At 62.5% G+C, this 24,711-nt stretch carries 23 protein-coding genes; 13 read left to right on the top strand and 10 right to left on the bottom strand.

Annotation, left to right across the window (positions count from 1 at the left end; all coding sequences use genetic code 11):
- The first annotated feature begins 1 nt into the window (after position 1).
- A complete protein-coding gene (locus tag ABH945_RS07290) occupies positions 2-1,381 on the top strand; it encodes an MATE family efflux transporter (RefSeq protein ID WP_429250144.1) in 1,380 nt (459 codons plus the stop codon).
- A 240-nt stretch (positions 1,382-1,621) separates the two neighbouring features.
- On the opposite strand, the gene ABH945_RS07295 is transcribed toward ABH945_RS07290, so the two are convergent.
- Both ABH945_RS07295 and ABH945_RS07300 read right to left on the bottom strand, forming a co-directional pair.
- Positions 1,622-2,050, bottom strand: coding sequence for a carboxymuconolactone decarboxylase family protein (locus tag ABH945_RS07295; RefSeq protein ID WP_429250145.1), 429 nt, complete (start codon positions 2,048-2,050; stop codon positions 1,622-1,624).
- Positions 2,002-2,502: a MerR family transcriptional regulator gene (locus ABH945_RS07300; protein ID WP_074763876.1), complete on the bottom strand. Its 501-nt coding sequence runs from the start codon at positions 2,500-2,502 to the stop codon at positions 2,002-2,004. Before ABH945_RS07300 ends, ABH945_RS07295 begins: the two co-directional genes overlap by 49 nt.
- Before the next feature lie 325 nt (positions 2,503-2,827).
- On the opposite strand from ABH945_RS07300, the gene ABH945_RS07305 reads away from it, so the two are divergent.
- Together ABH945_RS07305 and ABH945_RS07310 are read left to right on the top strand one after the other, a co-directional pair.
- A complete protein-coding gene (locus ABH945_RS07305) occupies positions 2,828-3,409 on the top strand; it encodes a ComEA family DNA-binding protein (RefSeq protein WP_429250146.1) in 582 nt (193 codons plus the stop codon).
- Between the two features lie 192 nt (positions 3,410-3,601).
- The gene (locus ABH945_RS07310; RefSeq protein WP_429250147.1) at positions 3,602-4,033 is read left to right on the top strand and encodes a YidB family protein; all 432 of its coding nucleotides are present in this window, start codon (positions 3,602-3,604) and stop codon (positions 4,031-4,033) included.
- A gap of 154 nt (positions 4,034-4,187) precedes the next feature.
- Here the strand turns inward: ABH945_RS07310 and clpB are convergent, their stop codons facing one another.
- A complete protein-coding gene (gene clpB / locus ABH945_RS07315; protein ID WP_429250148.1) occupies positions 4,188-6,785 on the bottom strand; it encodes an ATP-dependent chaperone ClpB in 2,598 nt (865 codons plus the stop codon).
- Between the two features lie 120 nt (positions 6,786-6,905).
- Positions 6,906-7,409 carry an Rrf2 family transcriptional regulator gene (locus tag ABH945_RS07320; RefSeq protein ID WP_429250149.1) on the bottom strand — a complete coding sequence of 168 codons (504 nt, stop codon included), beginning with the start codon at positions 7,407-7,409 and terminating at the stop codon, positions 6,906-6,908.
- Between the two features lie 365 nt (positions 7,410-7,774).
- Between ABH945_RS07320 and ABH945_RS07325 the strand changes: the two genes are divergently transcribed.
- The gene (locus tag ABH945_RS07325; protein ID WP_429250150.1) at positions 7,775-8,317 is read left to right on the top strand and encodes a group III truncated hemoglobin; all 543 of its coding nucleotides are present in this window, start codon (positions 7,775-7,777) and stop codon (positions 8,315-8,317) included.
- Between the two features lie 90 nt (positions 8,318-8,407).
- On the opposite strand, the gene moaE is transcribed toward ABH945_RS07325, so the two are convergent.
- From moaE to ABH945_RS07355, 6 genes are all read right to left on the bottom strand, one after another.
- Positions 8,408-8,875 (bottom strand): molybdopterin synthase catalytic subunit MoaE, encoded by a 468-nt coding sequence (gene moaE / locus ABH945_RS07330; protein WP_429250151.1) that lies wholly within the window; start codon positions 8,873-8,875, stop codon positions 8,408-8,410.
- 59 nt (positions 8,876-8,934) lie between these two features.
- Positions 8,935-9,192: a molybdopterin converting factor subunit 1 gene (gene moaD / locus ABH945_RS07335; RefSeq protein WP_074763869.1), complete on the bottom strand. Its 258-nt coding sequence runs from the start codon at positions 9,190-9,192 to the stop codon at positions 8,935-8,937.
- Positions 9,193-9,203: 11 nt separating this feature from the next.
- Positions 9,204-10,436: a molybdopterin molybdotransferase MoeA gene (locus ABH945_RS07340; RefSeq protein ID WP_429250376.1), complete on the bottom strand. Its 1,233-nt coding sequence runs from the start codon at positions 10,434-10,436 to the stop codon at positions 9,204-9,206.
- Positions 10,437-10,681: 245 nt separating this feature from the next.
- Positions 10,682-12,133 carry a threonine synthase gene (gene thrC / locus ABH945_RS07345; protein ID WP_429250152.1) on the bottom strand — a complete coding sequence of 484 codons (1,452 nt, stop codon included), beginning with the start codon at positions 12,131-12,133 and terminating at the stop codon, positions 10,682-10,684.
- A gap of 8 nt (positions 12,134-12,141) precedes the next feature.
- Positions 12,142-13,473: a homoserine dehydrogenase gene (locus tag ABH945_RS07350; protein ID WP_074763866.1), complete on the bottom strand. Its 1,332-nt coding sequence runs from the start codon at positions 13,471-13,473 to the stop codon at positions 12,142-12,144.
- A gap of 165 nt (positions 13,474-13,638) precedes the next feature.
- Positions 13,639-14,886, bottom strand: coding sequence for a pyridoxal phosphate-dependent aminotransferase (locus ABH945_RS07355; protein ID WP_074766382.1), 1,248 nt, complete (start codon positions 14,884-14,886; stop codon positions 13,639-13,641).
- A 733-nt stretch (positions 14,887-15,619) separates the two neighbouring features.
- Between ABH945_RS07355 and ABH945_RS07360 the strand changes: the two genes are divergently transcribed.
- From ABH945_RS07360 to ABH945_RS07400, 9 genes are all read left to right on the top strand, one after another.
- Positions 15,620-15,994 carry an Mth938-like domain-containing protein gene (locus tag ABH945_RS07360; RefSeq protein WP_074763865.1) on the top strand — a complete coding sequence of 125 codons (375 nt, stop codon included), beginning with the start codon at positions 15,620-15,622 and terminating at the stop codon, positions 15,992-15,994.
- A 506-nt stretch (positions 15,995-16,500) separates the two neighbouring features.
- On the top strand, positions 16,501-18,231 hold the full coding sequence (locus ABH945_RS07365) for a glycosyltransferase family 39 protein (RefSeq protein ID WP_429250153.1): 1,731 nt from the start codon (positions 16,501-16,503) through the stop codon (positions 18,229-18,231).
- A gap of 25 nt (positions 18,232-18,256) precedes the next feature.
- Positions 18,257-18,628, top strand: coding sequence for an SMR family transporter (locus tag ABH945_RS07370; protein ID WP_074763863.1), 372 nt, complete (start codon positions 18,257-18,259; stop codon positions 18,626-18,628).
- Between the two features lie 304 nt (positions 18,629-18,932).
- Complete coding sequence (locus ABH945_RS07375) at positions 18,933-20,093, top strand: DegT/DnrJ/EryC1/StrS family aminotransferase (protein WP_429250154.1); 1,161 nt, start codon at positions 18,933-18,935, stop codon at positions 20,091-20,093.
- A 7-nt stretch (positions 20,094-20,100) separates the two neighbouring features.
- Positions 20,101-21,144, top strand: a complete 1,044-nt coding sequence (locus ABH945_RS07380) for a glycosyltransferase (protein WP_074763861.1) — start codon at positions 20,101-20,103, stop codon at positions 21,142-21,144.
- On the top strand, positions 21,141-22,088 hold the full coding sequence (locus ABH945_RS07385; protein ID WP_429250155.1) for a formyltransferase: 948 nt from the start codon (positions 21,141-21,143) through the stop codon (positions 22,086-22,088). The genes ABH945_RS07380 and ABH945_RS07385 overlap by 4 nt, the downstream gene beginning before the upstream one ends.
- Positions 22,085-23,131 carry a bifunctional UDP-4-keto-pentose/UDP-xylose synthase gene (locus ABH945_RS07390; RefSeq protein ID WP_074763859.1) on the top strand — a complete coding sequence of 349 codons (1,047 nt, stop codon included), beginning with the start codon at positions 22,085-22,087 and terminating at the stop codon, positions 23,129-23,131. Before ABH945_RS07385 ends, ABH945_RS07390 begins: the two co-directional genes overlap by 4 nt.
- A 10-nt stretch (positions 23,132-23,141) precedes the next feature.
- Entirely contained in the window at positions 23,142-24,035 is an 894-nt protein-coding gene (locus ABH945_RS07395; RefSeq protein ID WP_074763858.1) for a polysaccharide deacetylase family protein, read from the top strand.
- Between the two features lie 143 nt (positions 24,036-24,178).
- Positions 24,179-24,640, top strand: coding sequence for a peroxiredoxin (locus ABH945_RS07400; RefSeq protein WP_074763857.1), 462 nt, complete (start codon positions 24,179-24,181; stop codon positions 24,638-24,640).
- The last annotated feature ends 71 nt before the right edge of the window (positions 24,641-24,711 follow it).

Consider the following 24,711-nt stretch of genomic DNA (forward strand, 5'->3'; position numbering starts at 1 on the left):
CATGCTCGCCGATGCGCGAAAAATCGCCGCGCTTGCCTGGCCGGTGCTGATCGGCCAGTTGGCGATCATCGCGTTCGGCGTGATCGATACGGCCATGGTCAGCCGTTACTCCGCGGTCGATCTGGCCGCGCTCGGCCTCGGTTCATCGATCTATATTTCCGTCTACATCGGCCTGACCGGCATTCTGACCGCGCTTCAGCCGATCACCGCGCAACTTTACGGCGCGCGCCGCGAGGCCGAAATCGGCGAGGAAGTTCGCCAGTCGCTGTGGCTGGCGCTCGCGCTGAATGTGATCGGCTTCCTGATCCTGTTTTTTCCCGAACCGATCCTTCACCTGGCCCGCGTGCCCGAAGCGCTGCACGATCGCACGCTCTCGTATCTGCGGATTCTGGCGTTCGGCTTGCCGGCCGGGCTGATTTTCCGGATCTACAGTTCGATCAGCAATGCCGTGGGCAAGCCGCGGCTCGTGATGATTCTGCAAGTCGGCGCGCTCCTGCTGAAGTTTCCGCTCAACACGTGGTTTATCTTCGGCGGATGGGGCGTGCCGCCGCTCGGGGGACCGGGTTGCGCACTCGCCAGCACGGCAATCAACTGGGCGCTGGCGAGCGTCGGCATGGTGCTGCTGACGCGGGTCGATGTGTTCAAACCATTCGCGATCTTTTCGCACTTCTGCTGGCCGGTCTGGCGACGGCAAGCCGCCCAGTTGCGGCTGGGCATTCCGATGGGTCTGTCGTATCTGATCGAGGTGACGTCGTACACCTTCATGGCGCTGTTCATCGCGCGCTTCGGGACGACGACGCTTGCGGGCCACCAGATCGCCGGCAACATCGGCGCGGTGCTTTACATGACGCCGCTGTCGATCGGCATCGCTGCGTCGACGCTGGTCGCTCAGGCGCTCGGCGCAGGACGGCCGGAAGCGGCGCGCACGCTGTCGCGGCACGGCATCGCGATGGCGGTGGCGATCGCGTGCTGTTATGGGGCGATCGTGCTGGTGCTGCGGCCTTACATCATCAAAGGCTATACGCCGGACGTGCAGGTTATGGCAGCCGCCATGCCGCTCGTGCTGATCGTCGTCTGCTATCACCTGTTCGATGCATTGCAGATCACCACGGCGTTCGTGCTGCGTGCCTACAAGGTGGCGGTCGTGCCAACGGTGATCTATGCGATCGCGTTGTGGGGCGTTGGATTGGGCGGCGGGTATCTGCTGGGGTTCGATGTCGGCGGCGTCATACCCGAGTGGCTGACCGGCGCGCGGGGCTTCTGGGTTGCGAATACGGCCAGCCTGGCAATTGCTGGAGTAGGTCTGCTGGCTTACTGGCGAGTGGTGAGCAAACGGTATTTGCGGGTTGATGCAGCGCGGGCAGCAGATTCGGTGGCTTGAAGGTTTGGCAGCTCGCGTTTCGCGCATTGGGTAATCTGGGAGGTTGTCTGCGTTAGTTACACGAGCCTCCACTACCCCGGCATCAAAACATGCCGCCCTGCTGATAAACAGGCGTCCTGGATATCACCCCTACCTCCACTTGGCAGTATTACTCTAAAATTGACGGTTAGTTGCGTTTATGACCTAACAAAAAGCGGCTCTCGTCAAAAACGCAGCCGCTCTCTGCCGCCTACCTCGACATCACACCACCTCTACGGTCGCCGTGTTCGCAGCCTCTCCGCCCCTCGCGTCATGACGCTCGAAAACCTCCCTCGCCGCAAACAACGCATTCAACGCCGCCGGAAAACCCGCGTACAACGCCATCTGCATAAACACCTCGACAATCTCGTCACGCGTGCAGCCGACGTTCAACGCCGCCTCGATATGCACCTTCAACTGCGGTTGCGCGCAACCCAACGTCGCCAGCGACGCAATCGTCGCGATTTCACGCGATCGCAAATCGAGTTGCGGGCGGCTGTAGATATCGCCGAAACCGAATTCGATCAGCAGACGGCCGAAGTCCGGCGCAATCGGCGCGAGTGCCGCAATCACCTGCTCGCCGGTCGAGCCGTCGATTTCCTTCAGCTTGTCCCAGCCTCGGGCGTAGCGGTCGTTGTGCTGGTGGTCCATGGTGAGTCCTTTTCCGAATGTGAGATCGATGGATTGTCGTCAATCTGCCGGGCCGCATCACCGTTTGCGGCCTGCTGTGCGGCCACCTCGTCCTCGTAATACGCGATCTTGTCGACGATCGCGTCGAGGTTCAGTTGCAGTTCGGCAATCCGCGCCAAAACCGCATCCCGATGCGCCACCAGCAGGTCGCGACGCGCGGGCAGCGTCGGCTGCCCCTGCGTGCGCAATGCCGCGAAAGCCTGCATTCCGGCGATCGGCATGCCGGTCGCTTTCAGACGCATCACGAAACGCAACCAGTCGAGGTCGGCGGGCGAATACAGCCGATGCCCCGCCTGCGTGCGCCCGACCGGCCGGATCAGCCCGGCCTGCTCGTAATAGCGCAGCGTATGCGTGGACACGCCAATCGTTTCGGCGACCTGCCCGATGGTGAGTGCGGTGGAGATTTTCGACATGACAGACTCAGGTTAGGACTTCGAGTGCACTCTAAGTCAAGCGCCTGTGAATGTCTTCGTCGATGTCATTTGTCTGCATTGTCATTTTTTATGACTGACGGCATTAATCGATAAACTCGGCGATAAACCCAGACCAGCCTAATGCTAGGCAAAAGGTTTAAATATTGTCTGGCCTGATTTACTTGTCATGAATCGATCGGTATAAATCGTCCGCGTTCGCGAATAAGGGCCTGCGATTTGTCCTATGCTTAAGCGCAGCGCCCGCTGACAGAATGCGTCGTCCGTTCCCGGCTAACTACTTTTTGCCCTCAATGGAGTGCTTGCCATGCTGAAGAAGCTTTTAATGCTTTGCGTTGCTTTGGCTTTGTCGCTGTCGGCCGGATTCGCGGCGGCGGTTGAAGTCAATTCCGCCGATCAGGCGGCGCTCGAATCGGTCAAGGGTATCGGCCCGGTCCACGCAAAGGCGATCATCGACGAACGCACGAAGAATGGCCCGTTCAAAGACGCCGACGACCTCGCCACTCGCGTCAAGGGTATCGGCACCAAATCCGTCACCAACCTCGAGGCGGCCGGCTTGACGATCAACGGTTCGTCGGCGCCGCCGGCGGGCGTCAAGGCCGCGCCAAAGTCCAGCAGCACGGCAAGCAGCAAGGCGGCACCGGCCGCGACCACTGCCGCGCCCGCCACCACGACGGCGGCTACGACACCGGCAGCGCCAGCGGAACCGGCGTCCAGCAGCAAAAAATCGAAGAAGAAGAAGAGCAAGGCCGCGGCATCCGAGGCAGCAGCGGCGTCCGCACCGGCAGCACCGGCTGCGGCAGCCCCCGCCGATGCATCGGGCACCAAGGCATCGAAAAAGAAGGCCAGGAAGAGCAAGGCTGCATCGGCTGCGGCGGCTTCGAGCTGAGCGTAACGGCCTTCGCAAAGAGATAAGGGCTGGCGGCGGGCCGAGAGAGGAGCGGCACATGATCCACGATACAGGTGATGCAAACCTCGACACCGCCCCGCTGCCGTCCACCGTCCCACCGCGCCGCGCAACCGCGCGGCGTTTTCACCCGCTGACTCGTCAATCACGCGTCGGCACTCAAGAGAGACCGTCATGAGCCTACTCGACACTATCGGTTCCCTGATTGGGAAGTCCCCTGAAGGCGGTGGCCAGCAACAACTGGTTTCAGCCGCACTCGAATTCGTCAATAACCAGCCGGGCGGCCTGAATGGGCTGATCGAACGTTTCAAGGAAAAAGGTCTCGGCGACGTGGTGTCGTCGTGGGTCAGCAACGGCGAAAACCAGCCGATCGCGCCGGATGCGCTGCACAGCGTGCTCGGCTCCGACACCGTCACGAACCTCGCGGCGAAGGCCGGCGTACAGCCGGATCAGGTCACGGGCCTGCTGTCGCAAATCCTGCCGCACGTGGTCAACGCAGCGACGCCCGAAGGCGAAGTGCCGGCTGAAGGCAAGCTGAACGCGACGACCGTGCTGGGCGCGCTCGGCGGGTTGTCGGCGCTGTTTGGCGGCAAGAACAACGCCTGAATGAGCAGGCGTTGTTCCGCTTTTCGCTGGCATGATCAGCGGGGCGTACGCAACACATTGGCGAAAAAAAAGCGGCAACGAAGAAAACTTCGTTGCCGCTTTTTGACATGCGCGGAGCGGCTCGATCAAACACCGCTCCACGCACGGGCCGCGCTTAATGCACGACGCGTTCGAACACCAGTTTGCCCTCGTCGACTTCGACCGGGATCACATCTTTCGGACCGAACTTGCCGGCCAGAATCAGCTTGGCGACCGGATTCTCGATCTCCTGCTGGATTGCGCGCTTCAATGGCCGCGCGCCGAACAGCGGATCGTAGCCGACCTTGCCGATGTGCTCCAACGCCTCGTCCGACACCAGCAGCTGCATGTCGAGCTTCGCGAGCCGTTCGTGCAGACGCTGCAACTGGATCCGCGCGATCGACTGGATGTTCGAGCGGTCAAGCGCATGGAACACCACGACATCGTCGATCCGGTTCAGGAACTCGGGCCGGAAGTGCAGCTTCACTTCTTCCCAGACCGCGTCCTTGACCGCTTCCTGCGGCTCGCCGACCATCGCCTGGATCACCTGCGAACCAAGGTTCGACGTCATCACGATCACCGTGTTCTTGAAGTCCACGGTACGGCCTTGTCCATCGGTCATGCGGCCGTCGTCGAGCACCTGCAGCAGCACGTTGAACACGTCCGGATGCGCCTTCTCGATTTCGTCGAGCAGGATCACGCTATACGGCTTGCGGCGCACGGCTTCGGTCAGGTAACCGCCCTCTTCATAGCCGACGTATCCCGGCGGCGCACCGATCAGGCGCGCGACGCTGTGCTTCTCCATGAATTCGCTCATGTCGATGCGGATCAGATGATCTTCCGAATCGAACAGGAACGACGCCAGCGCCTTGCACAACTCGGTCTTGCCCACCCCGGTCGGCCCGAGGAACAGGAACGAACCATACGGACGGTTCGGATCCGACAGACCCGCGCGCGAGCGGCGGATTGCATCGGCCACGGCGCTGATCGCCTCGTCTTGACCGACCACGCGGTTGTGCAGTTTTTCTTCGATCTGCAACAGCTTTTCGCGCTCGCCCTGCATCATCCGCGACACCGGAATACCGGTGGAACGCGACACGACTTCCGCGATTTCCTCCGCGCCGACCCGCGTGCGCAACAGACGCGGCCGCTGCGGATTGGTCTGCTCGACAGCCTCGGCCTGGGTCACCGCCTTCAACTGCGCCTCAAGCTCCGGCAACTTGCCGTACTGCAACTCCGCCACCTTTTCGAGCTTGCCCTCACGCTGCAAACGCGTGATTTCCGCGCGTGTTTTCTCGATGTCTTCCTTCAGTTGCGCGCTGCCCTGCACCGCCGCCTTTTCCGCGGTCCAGATTTCTTCGAGGTCCGAATATTCGCGATTCAAACGCTCGATTTCTTCTTCGATCAGTTGCAGACGCTTTTGCGACGCTTCGTCTTTTTCCTTCTTGACGGCTTCGCGCTCGATCTTCAACTGGATCAGACGACGGTCGAGCCGGTCCATCTCTTCAGGCTTCGAGTCGATTTCCATCTTGATCTTCGACGCGGCTTCGTCGATCAGATCGATTGCCTTGTCCGGCAGGAAACGATCGGTGATGTAGCGATGCGACAGTTCCGCCGCCGCGACGATCGCCGGGTCGGTGATGTCCACGCCGTGATGCAGTTCGTACTTTTCCTGCAAGCCGCGCAGGATCGCGATGGTCGCTTCCACTGACGGCTCGTCGACCAGCACCTTCTGGAACCGGCGTTCGAGCGCCGCATCCTTCTCGATGTACTTGCGGTACTCGTCAAGCGTGGTCGCGCCGACGCAATGCAGCTCGCCGCGCGAAAGCGCCGGCTTCAGCATGTTGCCCGCGTCCATCGCGCCTTCGGCCTTGCCTGCACCGACCATCGTATGAATTTCGTCGATGAAGACGATGGTTTGACCTTCGTCCTTGGCGATGTCGCTGAGCACGGCCTTCAGCCGTTCTTCGAACTCGCCGCGATATTTCGCGCCGGCCAGCAGCGCGGCCATGTCGAGCGACAACACGCGCTTGCCCTTCAGCGTTTCCGGCACTTCACCGTTGACGATCCGTTGCGCCAGTCCTTCGACGATCGCGGTCTTACCCACGCCCGGTTCGCCGATCAGGACCGGATTGTTCTTGGTACGGCGTTGCAGGATCTGGATCGAGCGACGGATTTCGTCGTCGCGGCCGATCACCGGGTCGAGCTTGCCGGCCCGCGCGCGCTCGGTCAGGTCGACGGTGTATTTCTTCAGCGCTTCGCGCTGGCTTTCGGCGTCCTGGCTATGCACCTGCGAGCCGCCGCGCACCGCCGCAATCGCGCTTTCGAGCGACTTCCGCGACAAGCCGTGCTGACGCGCGACGCGGCCGGCTTCGCCTTTGTCGTCCGCGACTGCGAGCAGGAACATTTCGCTCGCGATGAACGTGTCGTTGAGCTTTTGCGCTTCCTTGTCTGCCTGGTTCAGCAGGCCGGTCAATTCGCGGCCGATCTGGACATTGCCGTCCGTGCCCTGAACTTGCGGCAGACGCGTCATCGCGTCGTTCAGTGCGGTTTGCAGCGCCTGCACGTGCACGCCGGCACGCGAGAGCAGCGAGCGAGCCGAGCCATCCTGCTGGGCGACCAGCGCCGACAACACGTGAACCGGTTCGATATATTGATTGTCATGGCCGACGGCCAGACTCTGCGCATCCGAGAGCGCTTCCTGGAACTTAGTGGTGAGCTTGTCGATTCTCATCAAGAGACCTCCAATTTTCGATTACCACCAAATTGAGGCGTTTTCTTCAGGTTTCAAGCGCTTTTTTGCGCTCAAAGGCAACTATTTAACATTTGACGCGAAGGAACCACCTGCCCCGGATCAGGGAGCCGGTGCGGGGCTACCCGCGACCGGCGCGAGCGGCACGATGGGGATGACGCTGCTCAAGCCGAGCAGCGCGGCCAGCGGTGCCTGCGGCTGCGCGACCTCGTCGATCGTGTAGCGATCGAGTTCGGCGAGGAACGCATTGCTCGCGGCCTGAAGCGCGCCGCGTAGCCGGCACTGCGACGTGATTACGCAGGAAGAGCGCTGCACCCCCTGCTGATCGGGCAGACACGCGACCACCGCGAAGTCGCTTTCCGTCGCGCGGACGACCTCGCCCACGGTCAGCAGGCGGGTTCGCTCCGCAATACGGAGGCCGCCATTGCGGCCGCGCACCGTCTCGACCCAACCGCGTTCGCCGAGTTGCTGCACGACTTTCATCAGATGATTCTTGGAAATTCCGTACGCATTCGAAATATCCTGAATGGTCGACAATCCTGCACCTCGCACGGCGAGATATAGCAGGACGCGTAGTGAGTAATCCGTATAGTCGGTGAGTCTCATAGGGCAGATATCACGATGCGCGCAGGCCGCGATTCGAAGATAACCGCGTCGATGCAAGGGTTGCCGGGGGCCGCTGCTTCGCCCTAAGATGCAGGCGTTACGCATGTTTGATTTTTCTGCGCTACGTCAGACGGGGTTCTTTCTTGTTCTCTCGTGACTAATGGTAGCGTTTCCCGCATAAACCATTCGTGCGAAAAGCGGGGTAATCGCTGCCCTTCTCATTTCGTTAACGCATGGGTCGACGCCGCATCCGACGACCTCTGGCAATATTTGCCGGAACCTGGCGCGAACCCTTCCAGGTACTCGCGAACCAGCGTTGCGAGCCGCGCCTGCGCCATTGGAAGCCGTTTTTTTCTGGAATTCGCATGAACCCCTCTTTTCCCGCCGCGCCGGTGGTCGAACGCGCCGCCGAGCCGACCGAGGCGAATATTCGCGACCTCGTGTACGGCTTCTACGACCGGGTGCGCGCCGATCCGTTGCTCGGCCCTGTTTTCGACGCCACGCTGGCTGGGCGCTGGGACGATCATCTGCCGAAAATGTGTACGTTCTGGGGCAGCCTCGTGCTTGGGGCAAAGCAGTATCGCGGCAACGTACAGCAGGCGCATCAGCCGATCGAGGGCGTGGAGCCGCAGCATTTCAGCCGCTGGCTGTATCTGTTTCTGGATACGGTCGAGTCGCGCTACCAGCCTGCGGCGGCGGTCAGGTTCATGGAGCCGGCGCTGCGGATCGCGCAGAGCTTGCAGTTGAGCAAGTTCGGTTGGGACTACAAGATTCCGGTGGAGCAGCAGGAATTGCTGGAGCGGATTGCACCACGCCGTCCGCGTGACGATGACGACGCGCATCACACAAAGCGCCCGGCTGGAGAGCCGTTTCCAACGCGGATCGTCGGGCGCGGGCGGGATGACTGAGACGGGTTCGGCCGCGCGCGGGCAGCGTGCGTTTTTTAAGCCACGCGTCGTTGTGATTGGGCAAATGCAGGCGCTGGCTTACGCCGCGCCTTACCGATTTCCCGATTCGACACCCCAGCGCGCCAGCGCAGCATCATCGGTTACACGGGCGTCGACCCAGCGCTCGCCGGCTTCGGTTTTCTCCTTCTTCCAGAACGGCGCCTCGGTTTTCAGATAGTCCATCACAAATTCACACGACGCAAACGCCTCCCCGCGATGCGCGGCCGTCGTCGCCACCAGCACGATCTGGTCGAGCGGATAAAGCTTGCCGACCCGGTGCACGATCAAAACGTCGATGCCCGGCCAACGCTCGCGAGCACTCGTGACGATCGCTTCGAGCGACTTCTCCGTCATACCCGGATAGTGTTCAAGTTCCATCGTCTCGACGGTGCTGCCGTCGTTCAGATCGCGCACGGTGCCGACGAAGCACGCGACCGCTCCGATCTTCGGATTACGCGCGCGCAACGCGGCGACCTCGGCGGTGAGGTCGAAATCTTCCGTCTGGACGCGAACGGGCATGGAGAACTCCTGGGCGATTGGGCGTGGTTTGAGGTTGGATCCGGTCGAAGCAGCGCCGCTCAACCGCCCGTGACGGGGGGAAAGAACGCGACTTCGCAACCTTCGGTCACACGCGTGCCGGGGTCGGTCATTACGTGATTGCAGGCCATGCGCAACGCGCGGCCTTCGGCCAGGGTGTCGGCCCAGACTCCGCCGCGCACGCGCAGCCACGCGCGCACATCGCCGACGGTCGCGATGCCGTCAGGCAGTTCGACCGACTCGTTGGCCAGATCGAGCGCTTCGCGCACGCTTGCAAAATATCGAAGTTGAATCTTCATCGGGACGGCTTTCAGTTCAGCAATTCGGAAAATGGAATGAAGCGCACGGTTTCGCCCGCGCTGATCGCGTGATTCGGTGGATTGTCGATCAGGCCGTCGCCCCAAACCGTCGACGTCAGCACGGCGGAACTCTGATTGGCGAACAGATCGAGCCCACCCTCGGCGTTGATGCGCGCACGCAGGAACTCATTGCGTCGATCGGCTTTTTTCTGGGTGAAGTCGGCGCGCAGCGACAGCGCGCGAGGCGCGACGGCCTCGACGCCTGCGAGGCGCAGCAGGAACGGCCGCACGAACAGCAGGAAGGTCGCGAAACTGGAAACCGGATTGCCCGGCAAGCCGATAAAAAAGGTTTCCGCAGACGCCGGTGCCGCTCCCGACGCGTCATCACGGCGCACCGCACCGAAGGCGAGCGGCTTGCCGGGCTTCATTGCAATCTGCCACATTGCCAGGCGCCCTTCGGCCTCCACCGCCGGTTTCACATGATCTTCCTCGCCGACCGACACGCCGCCACAGGTCAGAATCAGATCGTGCGCCTGAGCGGCTTCGCGCAACGTGGCGCGGGTCGCATCGAGCTTATCGGCGACGATGCCGTAGTCGGTGACTTCGCAGCCGAGCCTGTCGAGCAGCGCGCGCAACGTAAAGCGATTCGAGTTGTAGATTGCGCCGGGCTTCAGCGGCTCGCCGGGCATGGTCAGTTCGTCGCCGGTAAAGAAAACGGCGACCTTGACGCGGCGGCGCACCTCCAGCTGCGCGCAGCCCACTGACGCCGCCAATCCAAGCGCCTGCGGCGTCAGCCGTGTGCCAACAGGCAGAATGACCGAGCCGCTGCGGATATCCGCGCCTTGAGCCGTGATCCATTCCCCGGCTTGCGGGGTATGCAGAATCGTGACTTCATCGCTCGTGGATTCGGCTTGCTCCTGCATCACGATCGCGTCCGCGCCGGGCGGCACCGTCGCGCCGGTGAAGATGCGCGCCGCGCTGCCGGGCGCGAGCGGCGTGGGTGCGTGACCTGCCGGGATGCGCTGCGAGACGGGCAAACGGGTGCTGCCCGGTTGCGTGAGGTCGGCCGTGCGGATCGCATAGCCGTCCATCGCGCTGGTGTTCATCGGCGGGACGTCTAGCGGCGAGATGACATCCGCGGAAAGCACGCGGTTTAGCGCCTGCAACGTGGGAATCGATTCGGTGCCGGCGATCGGGCTGGCGGCGCTGAGCAAGGTCGCCAACGCGTCGGCAGTGGCGAGCATCGGGGCGCGGGGCGTCGGTGTGGACATCGGGGATTTCGAAGCCGCTGGTTAAAAGAACATTGTAGCGGTCGATGCCGTCAGCCTGGGCAGCACGGCGTTATGGAGGAATTTCTGTTCGGGAACGCTTGCCTGGGGAAATGCATGGCAAGCGGTATCTGCCTATTTCATGCTGCAATCAAGGCTGGGCAGGCTGCAAGGCCTGCCCAATCCTGGTCCTACTCGTAGTCCTACTTTTACTCGCCCGCTTATTCGCCTGTATTCGCGACGATAAAGTCCTTCACGCGCTGTGCGTCGGCCGGCAACACTTCAAAGCGCTGCGGCAGCGACTCCAGGCCCGAAAACGCAGCGGGCCGCTCCGGTTCGCGCAACAGCGCCTCGCGGATCGTCTCGCCGAACTTGATCGGCTGTGCAGTCTCCAGCACGATCATCGGAATGCCCGCTTGCAGATGCTCGCGCGCCACCTTCAGACCGTCGGCGGTGTGCGTGTCGATCATCGTGTCGTAACGCTCGAACACATCGCGGATCGTCTCCACGCGCGTGTCGTGGCTGCTGCGACCCGACACGAAACCGAACTCTTTCACGCGGGCAAAATCGCCGCTCGCCGCGAGATCGAAACCGCCCTTTTCCTCGACGTCGCGGAACAGTTGCAACACACGCGCCGGATCGCGATCGAGCAGATCGAACACGAAACGCTCGAAGTTCGACGCCTTCGAAATGTCCATGCTCGGGCTGGTCGTGTGATACGTCTCAGCCGCCTTGCGCACGCGATAAATACCAGTGCGAAAGAACTCGTCGAGCACGTCGTTTTCGTTCGTGGCGACGACCAGCTTCTCGATCGGCAGACCCATCATGCGCGCGATGTGACCCGCGCAGACGTTGCCAAAATTGCCCGACGGCACCGTGAACGACACGCGCTCGTCGTTGCTCTTCGTGGCGGCGAAGTAGCCCTTGAAGTAGTAGACGACCTGCGCGACGACCCGCGCCCAGTTGATCGAGTTGACCGTGCCGATCTTGTACTTCGCCTTGAACGCGTGATCGTTCGACACCGCCTTGACGATGTCCTGCGCGTCGTCGAACACGCCTTCGACCGCGAGGTTGAAGATGTTCGGGTCTTGCAGGCTGTACATCTGCGCGGTCTGGAACGCGCTCATCTTCTTGTGCGGCGACAGCATGAACACGCGGATGCCCTTCTTGCCGCGCATCGCGTACTCGGCGGCGCTGCCGGTGTCGCCCGAGGTTGCGCCGAGAATGTTCAGCGTTTCACCGTGCTTCGCCAGCGCGTATTCGAACAGGTTGCCGATCAACTGCATCGCCATGTCCTTGAACGCGAGCGTCGGACCGTTCGACAGTTCCAGCAGCGACAGCGTCGCGCCGTTCTCGACGCCCAGCGTTTTCAGCGGCGTGATCTGCGCGGCGCTTTCGTCGTCGCGCACGTTGCAGTAGGTCTCGGCCGTGTAGGTCTTGCGCGTGAGTGCGCGCAGGTCGTCGGCGGGGATATCGTCGACGAATTTCGACAGCACTTCGAACGCGAGGTCCGCGTACGGCAACGTGCGCCAGCGCGCGAGTTCGTCCGGCGTGACGCGCGGGTAGACAGCGGGCAGATACAGGCCGCCGTCTTTCGCGAGACCGCCCAGCAGGATGTCCGAGAAGGTGTGATGCTCGCCGGCTCCGGCGCCGCGCGTGGAGAGATAGTTCATAGTTCGGCCTAGTTCAGCGCTTCCATGCGCAGCTTCGTGACTTGCGAGACAACGGTCTTCAGCGCTTCGATCGTCTTGATCGCCGCGTTGACGTGCTTTTCAACCGTTTCGTGCGTAATCAGGATGATGTCGGTTTCGCCCTTGCCGTTCGCGTCGACCTGCTCCGATTCCTTCTGCAACAGCGCGTCGATCGAGATACCGGTGTCGGCGAGAATGCGCGTGATGTCGGCGAGCACGCCGGTCACATCGGCCACCCGTAGACGCAGGTAGTAGCCGCTCGTCACTTCGTCGATCGGCAGGATCGGCGTGTTCGACAGGCTGTCCGGCTGGAACGCCAGATGCGGCACGCGATGCTCCGGGTCAGCCGTATGCAGACGCGTCACATCGACCAGATCGGCGACCACGGCGGAAGCCGTCGGCTCGGCGCCCGCGCCCTTGCCGTAGTACAGCGTGGTGCCCACTGCGTCGCCATGTACGACGACCGCGTTCATCGCGCCTTCCACGTTCGCCAGCAGACGCTTTTCCGGGATCAGCGTCGGATGCACGCGCAACTCGATGCCCTTTTCAGCGCGGCGCGCAATGCCCAGCAGCTTGATGCGGTAGCCGAGTTCTTCCGCGTATTTGATGTCGATTGCGGCGAGCTTGCTGATGCCTTCGACGTACGCCTTGTCGAACTGCACCGGCACGCCGAACGCGATCGCGCTCATGATCGTCGCCTTGTGCGCGGCGTCCACGCCTTCGATATCGAAAGTCGGATCGGCTTCGGCATAGCCCAGTTCCTGCGCGGCCTTCAGCGCGGTCGCGAAGTCTAGCCCACGGTCACGCATTTCCGACAGGATGTAATTCGTCGTGCCGTTGATGATGCCCGCGATGTACTGGATGCGATTGGCCGTCAGCCCTTCGCGCAGCGCCTTGATGATCGGAATGCCGCCAGCCACCGCCGCTTCGAATGACACCATCACGCCATTGGCGCGCGCCGCCTCGAAAATTTCGGTGCCGTGCACTGCGAGCAGCGCCTTGTTGGCCGTCACGACATGCTTGCGATTCTTGATCGCGCGCAGCACGAGGTCGCGAGCGAGGCCCGTGCCGCCGATCATTTCGGCCACGATGTCGATCGACGGATCGTCGACCACCGCGTTGAAGTCATCGGTCAGCGCGACGCTGCCGGCTTCCGTGCCGAGCGCTGCTGTGGCCTTGGCGGGATTGCGCACGGCGATGCGCGCAACCTCGATGCCGCGGCCCGCGCGACGTTTGATTTCTTCCTGATTGCGACGCAGTACCGTGAAGGTGCCGCTGCCTACCGTGCCGAAGCCCAGCAGTCCAACTTTGATCGGTTCCATGCAGCGTGTGTTTTCGAGTAGGTGATTAAAAAGTGCCCCCAACTCTGGCGTTTTGCGCCAGTCCCCCGAGGGGGATGAGAAAACCTGGGCGGCCGCTTCAGGCGGCCCGGCGTTTTCTCACGAGGAAACGGGTATCAGGTGGCGCGCCATGCGCCACATTGTGCGTCAGGCCGTGTGACGCTTGCGGTAACCGTCGAGGAAACGCGCGATCCGGTTGATCGAATCGGCGAGATCGTCGACGTTCGGCAGGAACACGACGCGGAAGTGATCCGGCGTTTTCCAGTTGAAACCGGAGCCTTGCACGAGCAGCACGCGCTCTTCGAGCAGAAGATCGAGGATGAACTGCTGGTCGTCCTTGATCGGATAAATTTTCGGGTCGAGGCGCGGGAACATGTACAGCGCCGCTTCCGGCTTCACGCAGCTCACGCCGGGGATCGCCGTCAGCATGTCATACGCGAGTTCGCGCTGTTTGTACAGGCGGCCGCTCGGCACGATCAGATCGTTGATGCTCTGGTAGCCGCCCAGCGCCGTCTGGATCGCATACTGGCCCGGCACGTTCGGGCACAGGCGCATCGACGCCAGAATGCCGAGGCCTTCGAAATAGTCCTTACCGTTGCGGCGGTTCTCGCCGGTCAGGCCCGAAATGAACATCCAGCCCGCGCGATAGCCGCACGCACGGTAGCTCTTCGACAGGCTGTTGAACGTGACGGTGAGCACGTCGTCGGACAGCGCGGCCATCGCCGTGTGCTTCTTGCCGTCGTAGACGATCTTGTCGTAGACCTCGTCGGCGAAGATCACGAGGCCGTGCTGACGCGCGATTTCGATCAGGCCGAGCAGCAGTTCGTCGGAATACAGCGCGCCGGTCGGGTTGTTCGGGTTGATCACGACGAGCGCGCGCGTATTCGGCGTGATTTTCGCGCGAATGTCGTCCAGATCGGGCATCCAGCGATTCGATTCGTCGCAGATGTAGTGCACCGGCGTGCCGCCCGACAGGCTCACGCCGGCGGTCCACAGCGGGTAATCGGGCGCGGGCAGCAGCACTTCGTCGCCGTCGTTCAGCAGGCCCTGCAGCGCCATCACGATCAGCTCGGACGCGCCGTTGCCGATGTAGATGTCGTCCAGTTCGACGCCGTGCACGCCCTTTTGCTGCGTGTAATGCATGATCGCCTTGCGCGCGGCGAACACACCCTTGGAGTCGGAATAGCCGGACGATCCCGGCAGATTCAGGATCATGTCCTGAATGATTTCGTCGGGCGCATCGAAGCCGAACGGCGCGAGATTGCCGATGTTCAGCTTGATGATGCGGTGGCCTTCTTCTTCGAGCCGTTTCGCATGTTCGAGGACGGGCCCGCGAATGTCATAGCAGACATTCAACAACTTGTTGGATTTGAGAATCGGTTTCACGGCGGGCACTTCATCCTGGTTAATGACTTGATAGCTTGACGGCTTGAGCGAACCGGCCGGCCGGGGTAACGACACTGGACGCCGGGACGGGCAAGTTCGTCGAGTCGTGAATTCGGGCGCGCGGCAGGCCGGCGACGGCCGCCAGACGCGATTGGGACTGCCCTCGGACCGCCGCTTTCGACTTCCCTTTTCGACGCTGTTTCCGGCATTGTCAGGCAGCGGCGGGTTGATTAGCCGCGCTTCAGTTGCCGCGCGAATCGCCGTTTTTCGATCTTCCCGCCGCTTACTGGGCGGCTCGGTGGACCCGCCTGGCGGTCCGTCAGCATCGAAACCTCTCGGCTCGCGATGCGGGCGGATGGCGGCTAACCCGATCCAGCCATCACCCGAGACAAAACCTGGGAGCGAGACCAGAAGACCTTCCGGGATACAAACAAACGGGCAAAACAGCGGACAAAAAACAGACGAAAAGCGGCCGAAAGCGTACAAAACCAGCGCAGGTAGCCGGTGGGCCGCGCCGATGCACCCAGCGCGGCTTGTGGCGGCGATTGGGCGAGGGGCGCCGCAAGGCGGCTAAAAAGTTATAATTTAGCGGATTTTGGCCGACTTCCGCAATGCACCACCCGCAACGGCAAGCCTTTTCGGCCCTTTCGTATTCCTCGCGCGTCGCGCCGCCCTGCTTTCGTTCCATCCGGTCAGGGCCGCCGGCGCGCACGACGTCTCTCGACGACTTCGGAAAATCAATTTGAAATTACATCAGGATTCCAGCGCCGCCCTGAACACCGTCACCGGCTACGGCGCCGACTATGTCGAAATCAATCTGGTGCGCCATTCGGGCAGCATTCTCGTACTGCCGCAGGCACCGGTCGTCCCGTGGCCCGTCGCGTCGTTCGAACAACTGAGCGCCGAGCATTTCGCAATGCTCGTCGATTCCGCGCCGGAAGTGGTCGTGTTCGGCAGCGGCGACAAGCTGCGCTTTCCGCATCCGCGACTCACCGCCGCGCTCACCGCGAAGCGCATCGGCGTCGAAACGATGGATTTCAAGGCCGCCTGCCGCACGTACAACATTCTGATGGCCGAGGGCCGCAAGGTCGCTGCCGCGTTGCTGATCGAAGCATAGTGCGGCGGACGTTGGGGGCGGCCTCGCCATGGTCTTCGGCGGCTAGCAGGCCATTTAGAGCCTGCCGGGTGGATTCGCTGAGCCCCTGATGGCCTTCCCTACGTTGCTGGCCCGGCCCGAAAGCGCGTAGACCGGCAGGACGGAAGTCCGCGCTCCATGCATTGCGTATCGAACGATCAGCCTGCCCGCCGCAGCGATGACCCACACACCCTCGCCGCGACCAGGCCGATAACGTACACTGCGCGCCATCGGTGCGCTGACGATTCATCGGAATCGATCTCACTTCGCGCTGGTCGCCGGGCTTCGGGCGCCTTTGGGTCTGGGCCAGGCGACTGTAGCCGGCGGCCGGCGGTCGATAACTGGCGGCAATCCGAAAAGCATACGGCGAGCAGTACAGTGGCCCTCATGCCCAGACGCCCGCCGAAGGCCGCCTGGCATCGCCGGCTGCCGATTCCAGACAACATCGCTTCGCTGCGTACGCGGCGTCGCCCAACAGGTTGAAATCCATGAACGATACGCCGTCGAGGCTACCGCTCAATCGCACCACGATCCTGCTGCTGGTGCTGGCCCTCGCCGTGATCTGGTTCGTGCCGCTCGGCTGGCGCCACCTTCTGCCGAGTGACGAAGGCCGCTACGCCGAAATGGCGCGCGAGATGTTCGTCACCGGCGACTGGATCACGCCGCGCTACAACGGCTACAAGTATTTCGAAAAACCGCCTCTGCAAACGTGGGCAAACGCGCTGACCTTCGCGTGGTTCGGCATCGGCGAATGGCAGGCGCGGCTTTACACTGCGCTGACCGGCTTTGCCGGCGTGCTGCTGATCGGCTTCACCGGCGCGCGCGTGTTCAACGCGGCGACCGGCGTATTCGCGGCGATCGTGCTGGCCTGTTCGCCGTACTGGAACCTGATGGGCCATTTCAACACGCTCGACATGGGCCTGTCGTTCTGGATGGCGTTGACGCTGTGCTCGCTGATGCTCGCACAGCGCCCCAACCTGTCGACCGGCTGCGTGCGCGGCTGGATGTGGATCTGCTGGGCGTCGATGGCGCTCGCGGTGCTGTCGAAGGGTCTGGTCGGCGTGATCCTGCCGGGCGCGGTGCTGGTGCTGTACACGCTGATCGCGCGTGACTGGGCGCTGTGGAAGCGTCTGCATCTGATCGGCGGCCTGATCGTGTTCTTCGCGATCGTCACGCCGTGGTTCGTGCTGGTGCAGCAACGCAACCCCGAATTCCTGAACTTCTTCTTCATCGTCCAGCAGTTCAAGCGCTATCTGACGCCCGAGCAGAACCGTCCGGGCGCGTTCTATTACTTCGTGCCGGTGCTGCTGGTGGGCTTCCTGCCGTGGCTGTCGATCACGGTGCAGAGCATGCGCCACGCATGGCGCCAGCCGCGTCAGCCGAACGGCTTCGCCCCCGTCACGCTGATGATGACGTGGACCGTCTTCATCTTCCTGTTCTTCAGCGCGTCGCACTCGAAGCTGTTGTCCTACACGCTGCCGATCGCGCCGCCCATCGCGATGCTGATCGGCATGTACCTGCCGCTCGTCACGCGCGACCAGCTGCGCCGTCATCTGGCGGGCTATGCGCTGTTCTTCGTGGTGGCGGCGTTCGCGGCGCTGTTCCTCGGGCGCCTCGGCAGCGGACGCAATCCGGCCGAGCTGTACATCGAATACCGGAGCTGGGTGCTCGCTGCGCTCGGCGTCGCTTTCGTGCTGACGCTGGCCGCGCTGTGGCTGAACCGCAGCAGCAAGGCGGGGATTCTCGGCGCGGTCGCCAGTTTCGGGGCGGCGTGGCTGCTGCTCGGCACGATCGCCGGCACGGGTCACGACGTGTTCGGACGCCAGAGTTCCGGCGCCCTGCTCGCGCCCGCGATCAAGGCCGAACTCGCGAAGCTGCCGCCCGATACGCCGTTCTACTCGGTCGGCGTGCTCGATCACACACTGCCGTTCTACGTCGGCCATACGACGATCATGGTCGAACATGCCGACGAACTGACCTTCGGCGTGACCGTCGAACCGCAGAAGTGGGTGCCGTCGATCGACCAGTGGATCGAGCGCTGGAAGGCCGACCGCTACGCGCTCGCGCTGATCCCGCCGTCGACTTACGACCGTTTCGTCGCGCAAGGTCTGCCGATGCAGGTGATCGCGCGCGATTCGCGTCGCGTGGTGGTGATGAAGCCGGTAGAGCCGCAGCCCGCTGCGTCCGCGCCAGCGCCGGTGGAAAAACCACAACAATGACCCCATCTCAGGATCTGACCGTTCGATGAACCCGATTTCCCTCATTTGCATCCTCGCGGGCGTGACGCTGAACGCCGGCGCGCAGTTGCTGCTGAAAGCCGGCACCAATGCCGTTGGACACTTCGAATTCACCCGTGCGAACATCCTGCCCATCGGCTGGCGGCTTGCGACCCAGGCGCCGGTGATCGGCGGCCTGGCATGCTACGTGATCAGCGTGGTCGTGTGGATCGTCGGACTGTCGCGGGTCGACGTGTCGATCGCGTATCCGATGCTGTCGCTCGGCTACGTCGTCAACGCGTTTGCGGCCTGGTATCTGTTCGGCGAGGTGATGTCGGTGCAGAAGCTGGTCGGGATCGGCATCATCCTGATCGGCGTGGTGGTGCTGGCGCGCAGCTAGGAGCATGGTGGCGGCCAGACGGTTGGTCAGCCCGACCTGCGCGGTTTGAAACGGATGTTCACGCGCGGCCCGAAACCCGCAGCCTGAAACGATTTATTACCGATTATTGTCGAAGCCGGCTAGCCCGGCGCAGTCGGTACAAGATACCGTAAGCAGACCCGCCCCTTTGGCTAAGCGACACTTAAGGTCCGCCACGGTAAGCTTTACGGTTTCGCCTTTTTTGCCGCGGCCTTGGGTTTGCGCGTAGTTTGTGGTTTACTTCGCGCCCTTCGGGTAGCGCCCCTCTCAATCGAGCGAAGCATTCATGAGCCAGTCAACAGTTCCAGTTTTGCCGTTTTTGCCGTTCGTCAAACCCGAGATCGATGAAGAAACGATCCAGGGCGTCGCCGACGTGCTGCGCTCCGGCTGGATCACCACCGGTCCGCAGAACCAGAAGTTCGAAGCGGCGCTGTCCGAGTTCTGCGGCGGACGTCCGGTGCGCACGTTCAATTCCGGCACGGCGACGATGGAAATCGGCCTGCGCATCGCGGGCGTCGGTCCCGGTGACGAAGTCATCACCACCCCGGCCACCTGGGTGTCCACCTGCAACGTAATCCTGCAGGTCGGCGCGACGCCGGTGTTCGTCGACATCGACCCGGTCACCCGCAACATCGACCTGAATCTGCTGGAAAAGGCCATCACGCCGCGCACCAAGGCGCTGCTGCCGGTTTATCTGTCGGGCCTGCCGGTCGATATGGACCGCCTGTACGCGATCGCCCGCGAGCACAAGCTGCGCGTGATCGAAGACGCCGCGCAGGCGTTCGGCTCGACGTGGAACGGCGAGCGCATCGGCAAGCTCGGCGACATCGTGTCGTTCAGCTTCCACGCGAACAAGAATCTGACTTCGATCGAAGGCGGCGCGCTGGTGCTGAACAACGAGGAAGAAGCGTTGCTGGCCCAGAAGTACCGGCTGCAAGGCATTACCCGCACGGGCTTCGACGGCATGGACTGCGACGTGCTCGGCGGCAAATACAATCTGACGGACGTCGCCGCGCGCGTCGGGCTCGGTCAACTGCCGCACATGGCGCGGTTCATCGAGCAGCGCAAGAAGCTGGTGCGCCTCTATTTCGCCGGCCTGGGCAAAGGCCCGGCGGCGGAACTAGGCGTCGGCCTGCCGTTCGCCGACCTCGACAACAGCAACTGGCACATGTTCCAGATCACGCTGCCGCTCGAGAAACTGTCGATCGACCGCGCCGGTTTCATGGGTCAACTGAAAGAGCGCGGCATCGGCTCGGGCGTGCATTACCCGGCGCTGCACCTGTTCACGCTGTACCGCGAGCGTGGTTTCAAGGAAGGCATGTTCCCGCACGCGGAGCGCTTCGGCGAAACCACCGTCACGCTGCCGCTGTTCACGCTGATGAACGAAGGCGACGTGGAGCGGGTCTGCCGCGCGGTCAATGAAATTTGCGAACAATACGGAAAGTAAAGCGGAAATGACTTATTCGGAACATCGCGCCGTCGCACCGGAAGTGTCGATCATCATTCCGGTGTACAACGAGGAAGCCGGGCTGGCCGCGCTGTTCGCGCGCCTTTATCCGGCGCTCGACGCGCTCGGCACCGGTTATGAAGTGATCTTCATCAACGACGGCAGCCGCGACAAATCCGCCGCTCTGCTCGCCGAGCAGTTCCGCGCGCGGCCCGACACGTCTCGCGTGATCCTGCTGAACGGCAACTACGGCCAGCACATGGCGATTCTGGCGGGCTTCGAGCAGTCGCGCGGCGAGATCGTCATCACGCTCGACGCCGACCTGCAGAATCCGCCGGAAGAGATCGGCAAGCTCGTGTCGAAAATGCGCGAAGGCTACGACTACGTGGGCACGATCCGCCTGCAGCGCCAGGACAGCCTGTGGCGCCGCAAGGCCTCGCGCGCGATGAACCGGCTGCGCGAGCGCATCACGCGCATCAAGATGACCGACCAGGGCTGCATGCTGCGCGCGTACAGCCGGCACATCATCGACACGATCAATCGTTGCGGCGAAATCAACACGTTCATTCCGGCGCTCGCGTACACGTTCGCGCAGAATCCGGTCGAGATCGAAGTCGCTCACGAAGAGCGTTTTGCCGGCGAATCGAAGTACTCGCTGTATTCGCTGATCCGGCTGAATTTCGACCTCGTCACCGGTTTTTCGGTGGTGCCGCTGCAATGGCTGTCGTTCATCGGCGTGATCCTGTCGCTCGGGTCCGCCGCACTGTTCGTGCTTCTGCTGATTCGACGCTTCATCATCGGCGCGGAAGTGCAAGGTGTATTCACGCTGTTCGCCGTGATGTTCTTCCTGCTCGGCGTGATCATCTTCGCGCTCGGGCTGCTCGGCGAATATATCGGCCGGATCTATCAGCAGGTGCGCGCGCGTCCGCGTTATCTGGTACAGACCATTCTTGAACAGCGCGACGGCACGACCGTGACCGAAACGCCGCGTCAAGCCGTGGTGCAGGCTGTGCAGGCCGCTCCGCTCGTCGATCAGGGCCCGAATCCATGAAGCCGCGCGCAGTCGTATTCGCTTATCACAACGTCGGCGTGCGCTGCCTGCAGGTGCTGCTCGCGCGCGGCGTCGACGTGGCGCTGGTCGTCACGCATGAAGACAACCCCAGCGAGAACATCTGGTTCGGCAGCGTCGCGTCGGTCGCGGCTGAACACGGTATTCCGGTCGTCACGCCCGCCGATCCGAAGAGCCCGGAATTGCGCGCCGCCATCAGCGCCGCGCGCCCGGACTTCATCTTCTCGTTCTACTACCGCCACATGTTGCCGGTCGACCTGCTGGCTCTCGCTGCACGGGGCGCTTACAACATGCACGGCTCGCTGCTGCCGAAATACCGCGGCCGCGTGCCGACCAACTGGGCAGTGATTTACGGCGAAACCGAAACCGGCGCGACGCTGCACGAAATGGCCGCGAAGCCCGACGCGGGCGCGATCATCGCGCAGACGCCGGTGCCGATTCTGCCCGACGACACCGCCGCGCAAGTGTTCGACAAGGTAACGGTCGCCGCCGAACAGACGCTGTGGCGCGTGCTGCCCGCCTTGCTCGCGGGCGAAGCGCCGCATCTGCCGAACGATCTCACGCACGGCAGCTACTACGGCGGCCGCAAGCCCGAAGACGGCCGGATCGACTGGAGCCAACCCGCGCAGCAGGTGTACAACCTGATCCGCGCGGTCGCTCCACCCTATCCCGGCGCTTTCACCGACATCGGCGATCAGCGATTTATCGTCGCACGTGCACGCCTGGCCGCGCCTGGCGCGCTTCGTTCAGATTTGCCGCCCGGCCTGCACGTAAGCGATAATGCCGTTTTCGCGATTTGCGGCGACGGTCGCACGATTGCCATCCACGAATTGCGGCACCAGCGCGACGGCAGCGAAACTGTCGTCACCCCGGCCGAATTCGCCCAGCTCATTCGAACTCCCCTCCAAAGTCCCCGTTACTCATGAAAAAAGTCCTGATTCTGGGTGTGAACGGCTTCATCGGCCATCACCTGTCCAAACGCATTCTCGAAACGACCGATTGGGAAGTCTTCGGGATGGACATGCAGACTGAACGTCTGGGCGACCTCATCAATCATGAGCGGATGCACTTCTTCGAAGGCGACATCACGATCAATAAGGAGTGGGTCGAATATCACGTCAAGAAGTGCGACGTGATCCTGCCGCTCGTCGCGATCGCGACGCCCGCCACGTACGTCAAGCAGCCGTTGCGCGTGTTCGAACTCGACTTCGAGGCGAACCTGCCGATCGTCCGCTCGGCCGTCAAGTACGGCAAGCACCTCGTGTTTCCGTCGACCTCCGAGGTCTACGGCATGTGCACCGACGAGCAGTTCGATCCGGAAGAATCGCAACTGTCGTACGGCCCGATCAACAAGCCGCGCTGGATCTACGCGTGCTCGAAGCAGTTGATGGACCGCGTGATCTGGGGCTACGGCATGGAAGGCCTGAACTTCACGCTGTTCCGTCCGTTCAACTGGATCGGCCCGGGCCTCGATTCGATCTACACGCCGAAGGAAGGCAGCTCGCGTGTGGTCACGCAGTTCCTCGGCCACATCGTGCGCGGCGAAAACATCAGCCTCGTCGACGGCGGCGCGCAAAAGCGTGCGTTCACGGATATCGACGACGGCATCGGCGCGCTGATGAAGATCATCGAGAACAAGGACGGCGTCGCGACGGGCAAGATCTACAACATCGGCAACCCGACCAACAATTTCTCGGTGCGTGAACTCGCGCACAAGATGCTGACGCTGGCCGCCGAATTCCCCGAATACGCGGACATGGCCAAGCAGGTTCAGCTGGTCGAAACGTCGTCGGGCGCGTACTACGGCTCGGGCTACCAGGACGTGCAGAACCGCGTGCCGAAGATCGACAACACGATGCAGGAACTCGGCTGGGCGCCGAAGTCGACCTTCGACGAAGCGCTGCGCAAGATTTTCGAAGCGTATCGCGGCCATGTCGGCGAAGCGCGCGCGCTCGTCGAACAGCAATAAGGGCTGATCCTTGGCCCGTATCGTCCTGAAGATCGACGTCGACACGCTGCGCGGCACCCGCGAAGGCGTGCCGAATCTCGCGCGCATCTTCGACCGTTTCAAGGCGCGCGCCACTTTCCTCTTCAGCCTTGGGCCCGACCACACCGGTTGGGCGATGCGCCGCGTTTTACGGCCGGGGTTTCTGAAAAAGGTGTCGCGTACTTCGGTGGTCGAACACTACGGCATCAAGCAGTTGATGTACGGCGTGCTGCTGCCGGGGCCGGACATCGGCGCGAAGACATCGGCGGAAATGCGCGCGATTCATGAAGCCGGCTTCGAATGCGGCATTCATACGTGGGATCACGTGTACTGGCAGGACAACGTGCGCTCGAAAGATCGTGCGTGGACGGCTGCGCAAATGCAGAAAAGCCACGACCGTTTCGCCGACATTTTCGGCGGCCCGCCGGTGACGCACGGGGCGGCCGGCTGGCAGATGAACGGCTATGCGTTCGAGCAGATCGACGCGTGGGGCATGCACTATGCGTCCGACGGCCGGGGCCATTCGCCGTATCTTCCGGTTGTAGACGGCAAGACGCTCGCGCATGTGCAAATGCCGACCACGCTGCCCACGCTCGACGAAGTGCTCGGCGTGGACGGTGTCGATCTGCACAACGTCGCCGACTGGATGTTGAAGCGTACCGAGAACAACCCGCACGACCAGGTGTTCACGCTGCACGCGGAACTCGAAGGGCAAAAGCTCGCGCCCATTTTCGAACAGCTGCTTGAAGGCTGGCGCGCGCAAGGTCACACGTTCGCGACCATGGGCGATTACTACGCCACGCTAGACCGCAGCTCGCTGCCATCGTACCCTGTTACGTGGGGCGAAATTCCAGGGCGCTCCGGCGAACTGATTGTCCAGCCCTGACGGGCCAACCCGCCGCACACCCTGACGACCCGGTCTCGCGCGAGAGTATGCCGCGCCAGGCCGACCTCCCCCAAGCCTCGATGCCAGGCCGACGCCACCGCAGCAACACCGGGCGGCGCCGGCCATAACAACCGGAGAACCTCGTGTCCATCGCAGTCGACCAACCCATCCCCGACTTCACCGCCCCCGCTACCGGCGGCGAGATCACGCTGTCCAAACTGCGGGGCAAGAAGGTGGTGCTGTATTTCTACCCGAAGGACAACACGCCGGGCTGCACGACCGAAGGTCTGCAATTCCGCGACCTGTATCCGAAGTTCAAGAAGGCCGGCGCGGAAATTCTCGGCGTGTCGCGCGACAGCCTGCGTTCGCATGACAATTTCAAGGCGAAGCTCGAATTGCCCTTCCCGCTGATTTCCGACCCGGAAGAAAATTTGTGCGCGCTCTTCAGCGTCATCAAAATGAAGAAAATGTATGGCAAAGAAGTACGGGGAATTGAGCGCTCCACGTTCCTCATCGACGCCGAAGGAGTACTGCGCCAGGAGTGGCGTGGCGTAAAAGTACCAGGCCACGTCGACGATATTCTGGAGGCTGTACAAGCGCTTTGAGGCGCGATATATTGGGTTCCAATGAGTGCCTGTCCATCCCAAATTTCCCGCAGCTGCGCCAGACTCGACGG

The organism is Paraburkholderia sp. GAS333, from assembly GCF_050435665.1.
Lineage (GTDB): Bacteria > Pseudomonadota > Gammaproteobacteria > Burkholderiales > Burkholderiaceae > Paraburkholderia > Paraburkholderia fungorum_A.

Bases quoted from the DNA above. Each gene is read 5' to 3' on its own strand.
- ABH945_RS07290 (WP_429250144.1), top strand. From the start codon at position 2: ATGCTCGCCGATGCGCGAAAAATCGCCGCGCTTGCCTGGCCGGTGCTG.
- ABH945_RS07295 (WP_429250145.1), bottom strand. From the start codon at position 2,050: ATGGACCACCAGCACAACGACCGCTACGCCCGAGGCTGGGACAAGCTG.
- ABH945_RS07300 (WP_074763876.1), bottom strand. From the start codon at position 2,502: ATGTCGAAAATCTCCACCGCACTCACCATCGGGCAGGTCGCCGAAACG.
- ABH945_RS07305 (WP_429250146.1), top strand. From the start codon at position 2,828: ATGCTGAAGAAGCTTTTAATGCTTTGCGTTGCTTTGGCTTTGTCGCTG.
- ABH945_RS07310 (WP_429250147.1), top strand. From the start codon at position 3,602: ATGAGCCTACTCGACACTATCGGTTCCCTGATTGGGAAGTCCCCTGAA.
- clpB (WP_429250148.1), bottom strand. From the start codon at position 6,785: ATGAGAATCGACAAGCTCACCACTAAGTTCCAGGAAGCGCTCTCGGAT.
- ABH945_RS07320 (WP_429250149.1), bottom strand. From the start codon at position 7,409: ATGAGACTCACCGACTATACGGATTACTCACTACGCGTCCTGCTATAT.
- ABH945_RS07325 (WP_429250150.1), top strand. From the start codon at position 7,775: ATGAACCCCTCTTTTCCCGCCGCGCCGGTGGTCGAACGCGCCGCCGAG.
- moaE (WP_429250151.1), bottom strand. From the start codon at position 8,875: ATGCCCGTTCGCGTCCAGACGGAAGATTTCGACCTCACCGCCGAGGTC.
- moaD (WP_074763869.1), bottom strand. From the start codon at position 9,192: ATGAAGATTCAACTTCGATATTTTGCAAGCGTGCGCGAAGCGCTCGAT.
- ABH945_RS07340 (WP_429250376.1), bottom strand. From the start codon at position 10,436: ATGCTCGCCACTGCCGACGCGTTGGCGACCTTGCTCAGCGCCGCCAGC.
- thrC (WP_429250152.1), bottom strand. From the start codon at position 12,133: ATGAACTATCTCTCCACGCGCGGCGCCGGAGCCGGCGAGCATCACACC.
- ABH945_RS07350 (WP_074763866.1), bottom strand. From the start codon at position 13,473: ATGGAACCGATCAAAGTTGGACTGCTGGGCTTCGGCACGGTAGGCAGC.
- ABH945_RS07365 (WP_429250153.1), top strand. From the start codon at position 16,501: ATGAACGATACGCCGTCGAGGCTACCGCTCAATCGCACCACGATCCTG.
- ABH945_RS07370 (WP_074763863.1), top strand. From the start codon at position 18,257: ATGAACCCGATTTCCCTCATTTGCATCCTCGCGGGCGTGACGCTGAAC.
- ABH945_RS07375 (WP_429250154.1), top strand. From the start codon at position 18,933: ATGAGCCAGTCAACAGTTCCAGTTTTGCCGTTTTTGCCGTTCGTCAAA.
- ABH945_RS07380 (WP_074763861.1), top strand. From the start codon at position 20,101: ATGACTTATTCGGAACATCGCGCCGTCGCACCGGAAGTGTCGATCATC.
- ABH945_RS07385 (WP_429250155.1), top strand. From the start codon at position 21,141: ATGAAGCCGCGCGCAGTCGTATTCGCTTATCACAACGTCGGCGTGCGC.
- ABH945_RS07390 (WP_074763859.1), top strand. From the start codon at position 22,085: ATGAAAAAAGTCCTGATTCTGGGTGTGAACGGCTTCATCGGCCATCAC.